Consider the following 13,261-nt stretch of genomic DNA (forward strand, 5'->3'; position numbering starts at 1 on the left):
CGACCGCGGTCGCGGTGCACGACGTCGGCCGGGCCGGGGTACGCGAGGGCGAGCGAGTCGTCGTGGTCGGCGGCGGACCCGTCGGCATCCTCATCGCCCTGGTCGCCCAGGCCGCAGGCGCCGAGGTACGCGTGGTCGAACTCAACGCCCACCGCAGGCTGCTCGCCGAGGAGTTGGGCCTGAGCACCTGGGACCCGGCCGCCACCGACATCACCGGACTCGTCCAGCGGTGGACGGGCGAGGCGGGAGCGGACGTCGCCTTCGAGGTCTCCGGCGCGGCGGCCGGTGTGGACACCGCCGTCGACGTCCTCGGCGTGCGCGGCCGGCTGTGCCTGGTCGCCATCCACCCACGGCCCCGCGAGATCAACCTGCACCGCTTCTTCTGGCGCGAACTCACCCTCGTCGGGGCCCGGTTGTACGACCGCGGCGACTTCGAGCAGGCCGTCACCCTGGTCGCCGACGGCACGATCCCCGCCCAGCGCCTGATCACCAAGATCGTGCCGATGACCGAGGCACCGGCCGCCTTCGAGGCACTGGAGAGCGGCGGAAACGTGATGAAGATCCTCGTGGACTGCACCGACGACACCCAGGGAGCCGCCGTATGAGCATCTTCGACCTCACCGGGAAACTCGCCGTCGTCACCGGCGCCCGCCGCGGCATCGGCCAGGCGATGGCCCGCGCCCTCGCCCGGGCCGGTGCCGACATCATCGGTGTCAGCGCGTACCTGGAGGAGTCCGGCAGCCAGGTCGAGAAGGAGGTGCTGGCCGCCGGGCGCTCGTTCGAGGCGATCCGCGCCGACTTCGCCGACCCCGCCGCCGTACGCGCCCTGGGCGAGAATCTCGCCGGACGCGAACGCCCGGTGGACATCCTTATCAACAACGCGGGCACCATCCGCCGCGCGCCGGCCGCCCAGCACAGCGACGCGGACTGGGAGTTGGTGCTCCAGGTCAACCTCACCGCGCAGTTCGCGCTCACCCGGGCCGTGGGCGCCACCATGGTGGCCCGGGGACACGGCAAGGTCGTCTTCACCGCCTCCCTGCTCAGCTTCCAGGGCGGCATCACCGTCCCCGGCTACACCGCCGCCAAGCACGGCATCGCCGGTCTCACCAAGGCCCTGGCCAATGAATGGGCGCCGCACGGCGTCAACGTCAACGCCATCGCCCCCGGCTACATCGCCACCGACAACACCCAGGCCCTCCAGGACGACCCGGCCCGCAGCAGGGCCATCCTGGAGCGCATCCCCGCCGGACGCTGGGGCACCGCCGACGACCTCGCCGGCGCCGCCGTCTTCCTCGCCTCCCCCGCCTCCGACTACGTCCACGGCACCACCCTGCCCGTCGACGGCGGATGGCTCGGCCGATGACCGCCGGCCTGGCCTCCGTACTGGCGGGGTCACGGCTCCTGCCCGTGCTCACCGTGGCGTCCGCAGCGAGTGCCGGCCCGCTGGCCGACGCACTCGCGGCGGGCGGCGCCCGCTGCGCGGAGGTCACCTTCCGCACGCCGGACGCCGAGCGGGTCGTGAAGGCGATGGCGGCGCACGGCGCTCTGACCGTCGGAGCCGGCACCGTGCTCACTGCCGAGCAGGCGGAACGGGCCGTGGCGGCCGGGGCCCGCTTCCTCGTCTCCCCCGGTCTCGACGATGAAGTCATCGCCAAAGCAAGCGAGTTGGGGGTGCCGGCCGTGCCGGGCGTGGCGACGGCGAGCGAGTTGATGCGCGCGCTGAAGGCGGGCCTCGACACGGTCAAGCTGTTCCCCGCCGAACCGCTCGGCGGCACCGGCATGCTCCGCGCCCTGGCCGTCCCCTTCCCGCAGGCACGCTTCGTGCCGACCGGCGGCATCGGGCCCGACCAGCTGTCCGCCTACCTCGGCCACCCCTCGGTCCTCGCCGTGGGCGGCAGCTGGATCGCCACGCCCGGCCATCTCGAACGCGGCGCGTACGACGAGATCCGCCGGCTGACCGCCGAGGCAGTGGAGAGGACGGCACCGTGACCGATGTGATCGCCCTGGGCGAGGTGATGCTGCGCTTCGACCCGGGCGAGGGCCGCATCCGTACCGCCCGCACCTTCCAGGTATGGGAGGGCGGCGGCGAGTACAACGTCGTCCGTGGACTGCGCCGCTGCTTCGGACTGCGCACCGCCGTCGTCACCGCCCTGGCGGACAACGCGGTCGGACGCCTCGTCGAGGACCTGATCCTCCAGGGCGGCGTCGACACGTCGCACATCCGCTGGGTCGCGGCGGACGGCATGGGCCGCACGGTCCGCAACGGCCTGAACTTCGTCGAACGGGGCTTCGGCATCCGCGGCGCGCTGGGCGTGAGCGACCGCGCCCACACCGCCGTCTCCCAGCTGCGCAAGGGAGACGTCGACTGGGACACGGTGTTCTCGGCCGGAGCGCGCTGGTTCCACACCGGCGGCATCTTCGCGGGCCTGTCGGACACCACCGCCGACGTCGCCGACGAGGCCATGGCCGCCGCCCGCCGCCACGGCGTCACCGTCTCCTACGACCCCAACTATCGGCCCAGTCTCTGGGACGGCCGGGGCGGGGCCGACCGGGCCCGCGAGACCGACTGGCGCCTGGCCCGGCACGCCGACGTCGTCGTGGGCGCGCTCGGACTCGCGGGCCCACACCCGGGCGCCGTGCGGCTGGCCGACGACGAGGTACCCGACGCGCTCACCGCGATCGCGTCCCGGTTGCCGCAGGCGGCGGTACTGGCGACGACCCTGCGCACGGTGCCCTCGGCCGGGATCAACGACTGGACCTCGGCGGCCTGGTCACGCGAGACCGGGCTGGTGAGCGGCCCCCGCATGCCCGGTCTGCATGTCCTGGACCGCATCGGCTCAGGCGACGGCTTCGCCGCGGGACTCGTCTACGGCCTGCTAGCCGGCCACTCCCTGGAGCGCGCCCTCGCCTACGGCACCGCGCACGGCGCCCTGGTGATGACGACTCCCGGCGATGTCTCCATGGCCACCCTCACCGAGGTCGAAGCCCTCCTAACAGGCGCCACGGCCCACGTCCGACGCTGAACCACCCCCTCTCAGGAGCACATCTTGCACCGCCGGAAGATCCCCCACACCCCCATCGAGGTCACCGAACTGGGCTTCGGCGCATCGGTCATCGGCAACCTCTACCGGGTGACCGACGCCCACGTCGCCTCGGCCGCCGCCGACCAAGCCATGCCCACTCTCGCCGGACTACGCGACCAAGGGCTCCTCCGCGCTGAGACCCCCTTCGCGCCCGACGAGCGGAGTCAGCCGTGTCCCTGACCGACAAGGCGATCACCCAGATCCGCCAACTCATCGCTTCCGGGGTTCTGCCTCCGGGCGCGAAGCTGCCCCCCGAGCCCGAGCTGGCCGCCCAGCTCGGGCTCTCCCGCAATCTCGCACGCGAGGCGGTGAAGGCGCTGTCCGTGGCGCGCGTGCTGGAGATCAGACGGGGCGACGGCACGTATGTCACCAGCCTGCAGCCGAGCCTGCTGCTGGAGGGCCTCGGTGGCGCGGTGGAACTGCTCCAGGGCGATCCCGGTGCCGTACTGGACCTCATGGAGGTCCGACGTCTGCTTGAGCCCGCCGCAGCCGCCCTGGCCGTCGCCCGGCTGACGGACGACGGGCTGGCGGAGGTGCAGCGGCACCTGGACGCCATGCGCGAGGCGCGCGAAGACGTGGAGCGGCTCAACGCCCACGACATGGCGTTCCACCGCGCCATCGTGGACGTCACCGGCAACGAAACTCTGATCACCCTGCTGGAGGGAATCTCGGGCCGCACCCTGCGGGCCCGGATCTGGCGTGGTCTGGTGGACACCCGCGCGGCGGCCCGTACGCTCGCGGAACACGAGGCGATATACGCCGCCCTTGCCGCACATGACGCCGTGCTGTGCCATGCCGCGGCCCTGGTGCACGTCAACAACACCGAGCAGTGGCTGCGGAAGCACCTGGAGTCCACGGAGGCCTTGCCGGTGGCGGGTTCCCCTGGATGAGGCCGGGACGGTGAGAGCGGGACTGCCCGGACGGTTCTCCGTCCGGGCAGTCTCTCGGTTCGCCGCCTTCAGGCTCCTGTCACTGGGCGGTGAAGGTCCACAGCAGGTTGGTGCTGCTGTCGTAGCCCCACTGCTTGGTAACGGAGCCGGAGGCCACGTTCCCGCCGCCGTCCAGGACGAGGCCGGTGGCCCGGTTGGCGATGGTGCACATGCCCTCGCCGCGGTGGGTGACCGTCCACTGCTGGTTGTTGCTGCCGTTCCATGCCGCCTGCTGCGCCGGGGAGCCGTTGGACGTGGCGCCCCAGCCGTCGGCGACCATGCCGTTGGTGCGGTTGACCAGCTTGTAGTAGCCGCCGCCGACCTCCACCAGCTGCCACTGGAGGTTGGGGCTGCCGTCCCAGGTGTACTGCTTGAGGTTGGATCCCGAGGCGACGTTTCCTCCGCTGTCCAGGGCCAGACCGTCGGTGACGTTGGTGATGCGGAAGTAGGTGGCCGGATTGAACTGCACCTTCAGAGAGGTGATCTGGTCGTTCTGGCCGGTGACCCTGAGGTCGGGGTTGTCGGCGGTGAAGGTCCAGGAGGTGCCGGTGAAGTTGTCACCGCTGTAGGCGACGATCTGGTTCCCGGCCGCCGGCCTCAGGGATGAGATGCTCTGGGCGTCCACCCCGGCCAGCTGCAACTGCTCGGCCGTGTAGGTGCCGGGATCGAGCACCGCGTAGTTCGCGGAGTAGTTGACGTCCTGGTAGACCACGGCACCGACCGCCGGCCGCAGTGGCGGGAGCTGGCCGGAGAAGCTGAGCTTGAGGACGTAGGCGCCCGCGGTGTACGGCGCCGAGGAGGGCAGCGTCACGGTCAGCCCGGAGGAGTCCTGCGTCGGCGCGGCGAGGTTGATGTAGGTGCCCGCGGTCGAGTCGAGCAGCTTCACCGAGGTGAGCGAGGAGAGGTCGATGCGGTCCGAGCTCAGCGTCTTGATCTTGAGCGAAGTGCCCGGCCAGCCCAGCACGGTGGCGTACAGCACCGTGTTGCCCTTGCTGCGGGTGAAGCGGACGTCCTGCGCGGTGCCGACGAGCGGGGCGGTGAACGCGCCGCCGCCCATGCGGGTGGGGCCCTCGCCGTACTGCGTCCAGGCACGGGTCGCGTACATCGACTCCCCGAAGCGCTTCAGGTAGTCGCCGATGCCGAGCAGCACGTCCTTCTGCCCCTGGGGGATCGTGCCGTCGGCCATCGGCGCGATGTTCAGCAGCATGTTGCCGTTCTTGCTGACCCGGTCGATCAAGGAGTGCAGCATCTGCTGGGTGCTGTAGTAGCCGATGCCCTGGGTGTAGCACCAGCTGGAGCTGGAGATGCTGTCGTCGGTGAGCCAGTAGGGCGCGGTCCGGTCGGCCGGGCCGCCGCGTTCGTAGTCGAAGACCTCGCCGTGGCCGTTGAAGCCGTCCTTGTAGGTGGCGACGACCTCTTTGCCCCAGGAATTGGCCTGGTTGTAGTAGTACGACAGGAAGTTCAGCCGCTGTGTCTCGTCGACCTTGTCCAGGTCGAAGTCCTGCCAGAGGATGTCCGGCTGGGCGCGGTCGATGACCTCCTTGAGCTTGTCGTACCAGAGCTGGTTCTCGGTGGTGGCGCCCAGTTGCCCGTAGAGCTTCTTCAGGCTGGGGTCGGTCTGGGCGGGCACGTGGTCGTAGTAGCCGTTGAAGTGGTAGGCGTGGTGCATCGCCACCAGCAGCTTGAGGTTCTTCGCGCGGATCGCCGTGGTGAAGAGCTTCAGCAGGTCGAGCTTGGGGCCCTTGGCGACCGAGTTCCACTCGTTGACCTGGGAGTCCCACATGGAGTATCCGTCGTGGTGCTCCGCGACCGGTCCGGCGAACTTCGCTCCGGCGTCGACGAACAGCTGGGCCCACTCGTCGGGGTCGAAGTTCCCTCCGGCGGACTTGAGTCCGGGCGCGAACTGGTTGAAGTGGCCCGCCTTGTCGTTCGCCCCGTTGATGAAGTTGTGGTATGGCCACACGGAGGGGTCGCCGTAGGTGGCGACGTGGTGCGTGTTGGCGTTGCTCCCGCTGATGTACATGTTGCGGGGGTACCACTCGCTGTCGTAGGCGGGGACGCTGAAGACGCCCCAGTGGAAGTAGATGCCGAACTTGGCGTCCTGGAACCACTCTGGGGCGGGCGGGTGCTGGTTCACCGAACTCCATGCGGGTGTGTAGGTGCTGGGGGCGGCCTGCGCGGTGCCGGCGCCGAACACTCCCCCCGTGACGGCCGCGGCGGCCACGCCGGTGGCACCGGCCAGGAACTGACGTCTGTTGATCGAACTGGGCATGGGCCATCCCTGTGACGGACGAAGGCAGACGGGAGAGGTGGGACCGGCGCGACGGCCACCATCTGTTGCGCTGGCCGTTACAGAAGAAGGTCTGCCATGTGTCCTCGCCATGTCAACGGGCGTGAAGGGATGAAAGCATGCTTTTACTTGCGACTTTTAACCGATATAAGCCGTCTGCTGCCATTTACCCACTGGCAAACATACAATGTTTCGAACCCGAAAGGGCTTCACCAACATCACGCCACGCACCATGTGGCGGCGGCACACCGACGGCGGACCCTCGGTGGCCTCCCCGGTATCATCGGCGCCACACCTGACGCGCCGCCCTGGTCACTCGCGCACCGGACCGCACCGCGCGCTCACGGAAGGAGCCCACGTTGTCCCTGACAGACAGGGCCATCGGCCAGATCCGTGAGCGCATCCGCTCCGGCGCACTGCCGCCTGGCTCGAAGCTGCCACCGGAGCCGGAGCTCGCCGCGCAGCTGGGTCTCTCCCGCAACCTCGCCCGCGAGGCGGTCAAGGCACTGGCCGTGGCCCGGGTGCTTGAGGTACGGCGAGGCGACGGCACCTACGTGACCAGTCTCCAGCCCAGCCTGCTGCTGGAGGGACTCGGTGGCGCCGTGGAGCTCCTCCAGAGCGACACGGGCGCCCTGCTGGATCTCATGGAGGTCCGGCGGCTGCTCGAACCGCTCGCCACCGGACTGGCCGCCGCCAGGATCACCGACGACCAACTGGACGAGGTCAAGGGCCACTTGGACGCGATGCGGGAGGCGAGCGACGACGTGGAGCGGCTCAACATTCATGACGCGGCCTTCCACCGCTCGGTTGTGGCGGCCACCGGTAACGAGAGCCTGCTCACCCTGCTGGAGGGCATCTCGGGCCGTACCCTGCGCGCGCGGATCTGGCGGGGCCAGTTGGACGACCAGTCCGCCGGGCGGACTCTCGCCGAGCACGAGGCGATCTACAACGCGCTCCGCACCCGCGACGCCGCGGTGAGCCAGGCCGCGGCCCTGCTGCACGTCAGCAATACCGAGCACTGGCTCCGCGAGCACGTGCGGTCAACCTCCGCACAGGCATGACGACGGGGCCGGCCCCTGGCCAGGCTCGCGCCTGGCCGCGCCCGTCAGTTCATCAGGCGCCAGTGCTGGTTCGCGCCGCCCGTGCAGGTCCACAGCTGGACCTTCGTCCCGTTGCCGGTTGCCTGGCCGCTGGCGTCCAGGCACAGTCCGGACTGGGCCGCCGTGATGGTGCCGCCGGGATTGACGTTCCATTGCTGGTCCGCCTGCCCGGTGCAGTCCCAGATCGCCACCGGGGTGCCGGCACCAGCGGACTGGCCGACGCCCAGGCACTTGTTGCCGTAGACCATCAGTTGCTTGGCGGCGGTAGAGGTCCACCGCTGGTTGGAGCCGCCGTTGCAGTCCCACAGTTGTGCCTGCGTGCCGTTGGCTGTCGTGGAGTTGTTGATGTCCAGGCAGCGCCCCGACTGCTCCCCGACGATCTCCTGGTTGCCGGACGGCGGGGGCGGTGGCGTGCTGGAGCCGAACTGGGTGAAGAACTGCCACACCGCGGCCGACGTCCAGGTGCGCCAGCCGTCACCGGTGGAACCGTCTATGGGGCCGGGGTCGTGGCCCGCTCCGTCGAACGCCGCCCACACGACGGGGTAGCCGGACCGGCATCCGGAGTAGGTGGTGATGATGTGGGTCAGGCTTCCGTTGGCCGGCTCGGGCGGGTTCTGCGGGGTGCAGCCGTTCGTACGGACGAAGGTGTCGCGCAGGTCCCGTCCCGACTGGATGGGCAGCACGTTGTCCCTGAGGCCGTGCAGCCCCATGTAGGCGATGGGCTGGTTGCCGCCGTTGCAGCCGCTCAGGTTCGCGCCGGAGTAGACCGCGACCGCGCGGAAGACCGCCGCCCGGGAGCAGGCGAGGGCGTAGGACATGGCACCGCCGTAGCTGAAGCCCGCGGAGAACAACTGGGTGGTGTCGACGCACAGACCCGCTTCGATCTGGCTGACCATGGCATCGACGAAGGCCACGTCCTCGCCGCCGGGGTTGGCCCAGCCGTTGCCGTTGCCCTGGGGAGCGACGAAGATCGTGCCGTTGTTCGCGTTGTCCGCCAGGCGCCGCAGGCCGTAGTAGGACCAGTTGTATCCGTCCGTTCCGCCCGAGTCGACGTCGCCCGCCGTGCCGCCGCGCCAGTGGAAGCCGAAGACCAGCCGGTAGGGGTGGTTGTTGTCGTAGCCGGCCGGGACCCGCAGGATGTAACTGCGGGTCTGGCCGCCGCTCTGGATCGTGTGGGTGCCGCTGCTCAGGGCCGGGGCCTTGCCGCAGCCGGCGGTCGCCTGGGCGGCGCGGGTGATCGTGGTCGACGCGGGCGTCCCGAGGCCGCTGCCGGACGAGGAGCCGGCAGCCGACAGGACGAGAAGTAACGCAGCCGCGATGGACGTAAGGAGTGGCGTGCGTTTCATGCGCTCCTGCTTCCGTGGTGGGGGTGCGGTTCATACGCCGGTGATGGTCCATGCGTTGTTGGTGCTGGAGTTCGGCGTCCACAGCACCGCGGTCGAGCCCACCGTGGTGCTGCCGCTGCCGTCGAGCGCGGTGCCGGTGCCGCGGTTGACGATCTGGTAGCGGTCGCCGCCGAGGCCGACCAGTGACCACTGCTGGTTGTTGCCGCCGTTCCACGCCTCCTGCCGGGCGGGAGCGCCGTTGGCGGAGTTGCCCCAGCTGTCGGCGGCCATGCCGTTGGTGCGGTTGATGATGCGGTAGTAGCCGTTGCCGAGGTCGATCAGCTGCCACTGGAGGTTGGCGCTGCCGTCGTAGTTCCACTGCTTGAGGTTGGAGCCGGAGGCGACGTTGCCCCCGCTGTCGAGCACCAGCCCGCTGGTCACGTTGGCGATCTTCACCCAGGTCGTGGAGCCGCCCGGTGCGCCCAGGACGGGAATCTCGCCGGAGAAGGTGAGTTTGACCGTGTACGCGAGGGCGCTGAACGGCGCGTTCGACGAGGGCATGGTCAGGTGCAGGCCGGTGCCGTCCTGCGTCGGAGTGGGCAGGTTGACGTAGGTGCCGGCCGTGTTGTCGAGCAGTTGGGCGCCGGTCAGGCTGCTGAGGCTGATCCGGTTGGAGTTCAGTGTCGTGATGGTCGTGGTGGCGCCCTGCCAGCCCAGCGCGGTGGCGTAGAGCACCTTGTTGTCCTGGCTGCGGGTGAACCGGATGTCCTTCGGGGTACCGGCCACCGGGCCGCTGAACGAGCCTCCGCCCATCGCCGTGGGGCCCTCGCCGTAACTGGTCCAGGAGCGGGTGCCGTAGATGGCCTCTCCGAAGCGGCCGAGCCAGTCACCCATGGCGAGCAGGATCGACTGCTGTCCGGAGGGGATGGTGCCGTCGGCCATCGGGGCGATGTTCAGCAGCATGGTGCCGCCCTTGCTGACGCGGTCGATCAGCGAGTGCAGCAGTGCCTGCGTCGAGTAGTAGCCGATGCCCACCGTGTAGCACCAGCTGGAGGAGGAGATGCTGTCGTCGGTCAGCCAGTAGGGCGTGAGCAGTCCCGCCGGGCCGCCGCGCTCGAAATCGAAGACCTCGCCCTTGTCGTCGAGGCCGTCCTTGTAGGTCGCGGCCACGTCCTTGTTCCAGGAGACGGCCTGGTTGTAGTAGTGCGCGAGGAACTGGAGCCGGTAGGACTCCTGCACCAGGTTCAGGTCGAAGTCCTGCCAGAGCAGGTCCGGCTGGTAGGTGTCGATGACCTCGACCAGCTTGTCGTACCAGAGCTTGTTCTCCGCGGCCGAGCCCTGCTGGCCGTAGAGGATGCGCAGGGTCGCGTCCGACTGGGACGGCACATGGTCGTAGTAGCCGTTGAAGTGGTAGGCGTGGTGCAGAGACGCCATGAACTTCAGGCCCTGCGCTCGGATGGCCTGCGCGTGCAGCCCCACCAGGTCGAGTCGGGGGCCGTGCTGGACGGAGTTCCACGGGTTGGCGCGGCTGTTCCACATGGAGAAGCCGTCGTGGTGCTCGGCGACCGGTCCCGCGAACCGCGCGCCCGCGGCCTTGAACAGCCGCGCCCAGGCGTCCGGGTCCCAACGGCCGCCCTGCGAGGCGAGCGTGGGGGCGAACTGCACGAAGTTGCCCGCCTTGTCACGGGCTCCGTCGATGAAGTTGTTGTACGGCCACACCGAGGGGTCGCCGTAGGTGGCGAGGTGGTGCTGGTTCTCGGCCGAACCGCCCACGTACATGTTGCGCGGGTACCACTCGTTGCCGAACGCGGGGACGCTGAAGACGCCCCAGTGGTAGTAGATGCCGAACTTGGCGTCCTTGAACCAGACCGGAGCCGGGGGGTGCTGGTCCACGGAGGACCAGCTCGCGGTGTAGCTCGTCGGACCGTCGGTCGCGGCGGCCTCGGGGGCGAACCGCAGCAGGCCGAGGGCCGTGGCCGCGCCGGTCGCCGCCAGCAGCCGTCGTCGGCTGATCGGGAGGGAGGAGGAAGTCATGCGGGCCTCTGGGCGTCATTGACGGGGTGGGTGGTCTCAGATCTCGGAGGGCACCGGATCAGTTCAGTCGCGGGTCCACTTCTGGTTGCTGCCGCCGCTGCAGGTCCACAGCTCCAGCAGGGTGCCGTTGGCCGTTCCCGCGCCGGTGGCGTCCAGGCACAGGCCGGACTGGGTGCCGGTGATCGTGCCGTCGGCGTTGAGCGTCCACTGCTGGTTGCTCTGGCCGTTGCAGGTCCAGATGTCGACCTTGGTGCCGGGGGCGGTGCCGCCGTTCGAGGCGTCCAGGCATGTGCTGCCGTAGACCCGCAGTTCACCGGCCGGGGTGCTCGTCCACTGCTGGTTGCTGCCGCCGTTGCAGTCCCACAGCTCCACCTGGGTGCCGGACGTCTGCGACTGGTTCGGCACGTCCACGCAGCGGCCGGAGCCGGTCCCGACGATCGCGGCGGTCGTGCCGCCACCGGGACCGCCGCTGCCGGAGGTGAGGGACAGGTTGTCGAACTGTGCCGTCTCGCCCTGGCTGGTCGCGTAGCCGACCTGTCCGGAGGCCCAGGTGCGGTCGCTGACGGAACCGACCGTGGTTCCGTCGACGGCGGCGGTGAGGGTGGTGCCGGAGAAGGTCAGGGCCAGGGTGTGCCACCGGTTGGTGCCCAGTGCCGCGACCGTGCCGTGGGCAAGGGTGGAGACAGTGCCGTTGGTGTTGGAGTTCAGGATCGACCAGGCGCCTGTGTCGCTGACCCGCAGGTGGTAGGCGTTCCGTCCGCCGGTGCTGCTGTAGTCCTGGCCGCCCGCGCGCCCGATCAGCTCGGCGTATCCCGGCTGTTCCAGCAACACGTCGGACGACAGGGTGTAGTTGCTCCACCCGGTGTCACCGAGCAGGGCGTGCGGGTCGGACAGCGCGTCCCAGGTGATCGGTTTCTGCGGGCTCATCTGGCGCACGCACTTGCCGCTGCGGCCACCGCCGCAGGCCGCCACCTCGAAAGCGCCCTGCCAGTCCATGAGGTACTTCGCCTCGGTGCCGGTGGCGTAGCCGTCGAAGGAGTCGCTGTACGGCATGCTCATCGCGCCCTGGGCGGGGCCGGTGGCGGTGCCCTTGCCCTGGCCGGTCGTGGTGGTCAGGGTGTAGACGTGATGGGGCTGCACGGTCAGGCTGAAGCCGCCGCCGGACGGGGTGAGGTCCGTGGCGTGCACGAAGTAGTCGGCCTGGTTGCCGGAGTTGACATCGGTCGACCACACGTGGACGGCTCCGGTGGACAGCCCTCCGGTGACGGCGAAGTCCAGTGTCTGGGCGCTGCCGGCGTCCATGGTCTCGATGACCGTGGACCAGTCGGAGTTGTTGGGGGACTTCAGCGAGACATAGCTGCCGTTGTTCCGGTTGCCGCCGATGTAGCCGCTGGAGGCGTCGAGGTACTTCCAGCCCGGGGCGGTGAACTGGCTGGTGTGCGCCATCACCCAGGTGTTCTTGCCGATGGCGTAGTGGCCGGACCACGGCTGCGAGGCCAGCGCGAGGCCCATGGTGGGATACGGCAGGTTGGGCGTGATCGCCGCGACCACCGGCCAGTTGAGATACGCGGTCATACGGCCGTCGATGTATCCGCGGTTGATCCCGCGGGCCATGGCCGGCGCTCCCGCGTTGTAGTCGTCGGAGCCGTTCTCGCTCGCCCACAGCTGTTTGCCGGACGATGTGGCGGCCGACGGAACCGAGCAGTTGGACTGGGAGGAACGGTAGCCGCAGGGGTAGTGCGTGCCGATGACGTTCACCGCGGCGGCGAACGCCGGGTTGGAGTTGACGTCGCCCGCCACGTTCCAGTCCGAGTCGGCCGCCACGATCTTGACGCTGCCGTAGCCGTTGGAGTTGAGCGCGCTGCGCAGCTGCTGGTACCAGGAGATGTTGTAGCCGCGCTCGTTCCAGCCGCCGAGGTAGTCGATGGCGAGCCCGTGTTGCTTGGCGCAACCCAGCCAGGAGACCAGGTAGTCGACCATGTCGGTGGACCAGAAGTTCCCGCCGCCGATCCAGCCGGGGGCGCCCCAGGCGAGGCCGTACAGCTTGATGTTCGGGTTGCGGGCCTTGGCCTGCTCCATCAGCCACCATTCGTAGCCGCGGTCGCAGTTCAGGTCGGAGCGGGTGTGCTGGTGGCTGGGCTCGGCTCCCGAGGTGGAGTTGGTGTCTCCGCCGATCTCGGCCTTGAGGATCTGCAGGGAGGCGCCGTAACCGGGCTTGAAGAGGTAGTCGAGGACCTGGCCGCGTTCGGGCTCGGGGTAGTCGATCAGGAGTCTGCTGTTGCCGCCTCCGCCGCTGATCGCGCCGACGCCGTCGAAGGTCCGTCCGCCGGACGTGCCGTTGATGGTGAGGGAGGTGGCGGCATGGGCCGTGGCGGCGGCCGTGCCGACGAGGCCGCCGGCGGCCAGGACGAGGCCCGCGAGCACGGCCGTCGAGGCGCGCAGGCGCCGTAACAGCCGTCTGAATGCTGACACGGTGGGGGTTCCTTTCGCAGGTCGGTGG

General features: G+C 69.6%; 11 protein-coding genes. 7 read left to right on the forward strand and 4 right to left on the reverse strand.

Going from position 1 to position 13,261, the window contains the following annotated elements; all coding sequences use genetic code 11:
* From ACWDEW_RS41675 to ACWDEW_RS41700, 6 genes are all read left to right on the forward strand, one after another.
* A partial coding sequence (locus ACWDEW_RS41675; protein WP_450520486.1) for a zinc-binding dehydrogenase occupies positions 1–605 on the forward strand: 605 nt, incomplete at its 5' end.
* Positions 602–1,363 (forward strand): 2-dehydro-3-deoxy-D-gluconate 5-dehydrogenase KduD, encoded by a 762-nt coding sequence (kduD, locus tag ACWDEW_RS41680; protein ID WP_450520488.1) that lies wholly within the window; start codon positions 602–604, stop codon positions 1,361–1,363. The genes ACWDEW_RS41675 and kduD, both read left to right, overlap by 4 nt.
* Positions 1,360–1,989 carry a bifunctional 4-hydroxy-2-oxoglutarate aldolase/2-dehydro-3-deoxy-phosphogluconate aldolase gene (locus tag ACWDEW_RS41685; protein WP_450520490.1) on the forward strand — a complete coding sequence of 210 codons (630 nt, stop codon included), beginning with the start codon at positions 1,360–1,362 and terminating at the stop codon, positions 1,987–1,989. The genes kduD and ACWDEW_RS41685 overlap by 4 nt, the downstream gene beginning before the upstream one ends.
* Positions 1,986–3,023, forward strand: a complete 1,038-nt coding sequence (locus ACWDEW_RS41690) for a sugar kinase (RefSeq protein ID WP_450520492.1) — start codon at positions 1,986–1,988, stop codon at positions 3,021–3,023. Before ACWDEW_RS41685 ends, ACWDEW_RS41690 begins: the two co-directional genes overlap by 4 nt.
* Positions 3,024–3,047: 24 nt before the next feature.
* Complete coding sequence (locus tag ACWDEW_RS41695) at positions 3,048–3,263, forward strand: hypothetical protein (RefSeq protein ID WP_450520493.1); 216 nt, start codon at positions 3,048–3,050, stop codon at positions 3,261–3,263.
* Positions 3,254–3,973, forward strand: coding sequence for a FadR/GntR family transcriptional regulator (locus tag ACWDEW_RS41700; RefSeq protein WP_450520495.1), 720 nt, complete (start codon positions 3,254–3,256; stop codon positions 3,971–3,973). The genes ACWDEW_RS41695 and ACWDEW_RS41700 overlap by 10 nt, the downstream gene beginning before the upstream one ends.
* 79 nt (positions 3,974–4,052) lie before the next feature.
* On the opposite strand, the gene ACWDEW_RS41705 is transcribed toward ACWDEW_RS41700, so the two are convergent.
* Entirely contained in the window at positions 4,053–6,284 is a 2,232-nt protein-coding gene (locus tag ACWDEW_RS41705) for an alpha-L-fucosidase (protein ID WP_450520497.1), read from the reverse strand.
* Between the two features lie 377 nt (positions 6,285–6,661).
* Here ACWDEW_RS41705 and ACWDEW_RS41710 point away from each other — a divergent pair, with 377 nt between their 5' ends.
* Positions 6,662–7,363 carry a FadR/GntR family transcriptional regulator gene (locus tag ACWDEW_RS41710; RefSeq protein ID WP_450520499.1) on the forward strand — a complete coding sequence of 234 codons (702 nt, stop codon included), beginning with the start codon at positions 6,662–6,664 and terminating at the stop codon, positions 7,361–7,363.
* A gap of 44 nt (positions 7,364–7,407) precedes the next feature.
* Here ACWDEW_RS41710 and ACWDEW_RS41715 read toward each other — a convergent pair whose 3' ends face one another.
* The 3 genes from ACWDEW_RS41715 to ACWDEW_RS41725 all read right to left on the reverse strand — a co-directional run bounded on the left by ACWDEW_RS41715 (position 7,408) and on the right by ACWDEW_RS41725 (position 13,233).
* Positions 7,408–8,748, reverse strand: a complete 1,341-nt coding sequence (locus ACWDEW_RS41715; RefSeq protein ID WP_450520501.1) for a ricin-type beta-trefoil lectin domain protein — start codon at positions 8,746–8,748, stop codon at positions 7,408–7,410.
* A 30-nt stretch (positions 8,749–8,778) separates the two neighbouring features.
* Entirely contained in the window at positions 8,779–10,761 is a 1,983-nt protein-coding gene (locus ACWDEW_RS41720) for an alpha-L-fucosidase (RefSeq protein WP_450520503.1), read from the reverse strand.
* Positions 10,762–10,824: 63 nt separating this feature from the next.
* Entirely contained in the window at positions 10,825–13,233 is a 2,409-nt protein-coding gene (locus ACWDEW_RS41725; RefSeq protein WP_450520505.1) for a ricin-type beta-trefoil lectin domain protein, read from the reverse strand.
* Positions 13,234–13,261 lie beyond the last annotated feature (28 nt).

It is taken from the genome of Streptomyces sp. NPDC001100, from assembly GCF_053598575.1.

Bases quoted from the DNA above. Each gene is read 5' to 3' on its own strand.
- ACWDEW_RS41720 (WP_450520503.1), bottom strand. From the start codon at position 10,761: ATGACTTCCTCCTCCCTCCCGATCAGCCGACGACGGCTGCTGGCGGCG.
- kduD (WP_450520488.1), top strand. From the start codon at position 602: ATGAGCATCTTCGACCTCACCGGGAAACTCGCCGTCGTCACCGGCGCC.
- ACWDEW_RS41705 (WP_450520497.1), bottom strand. From the start codon at position 6,284: ATGCCCAGTTCGATCAACAGACGTCAGTTCCTGGCCGGTGCCACCGGC.
- ACWDEW_RS41715 (WP_450520501.1), bottom strand. From the start codon at position 8,748: ATGAAACGCACGCCACTCCTTACGTCCATCGCGGCTGCGTTACTTCTC.
- ACWDEW_RS41685 (WP_450520490.1), top strand. From the start codon at position 1,360: ATGACCGCCGGCCTGGCCTCCGTACTGGCGGGGTCACGGCTCCTGCCC.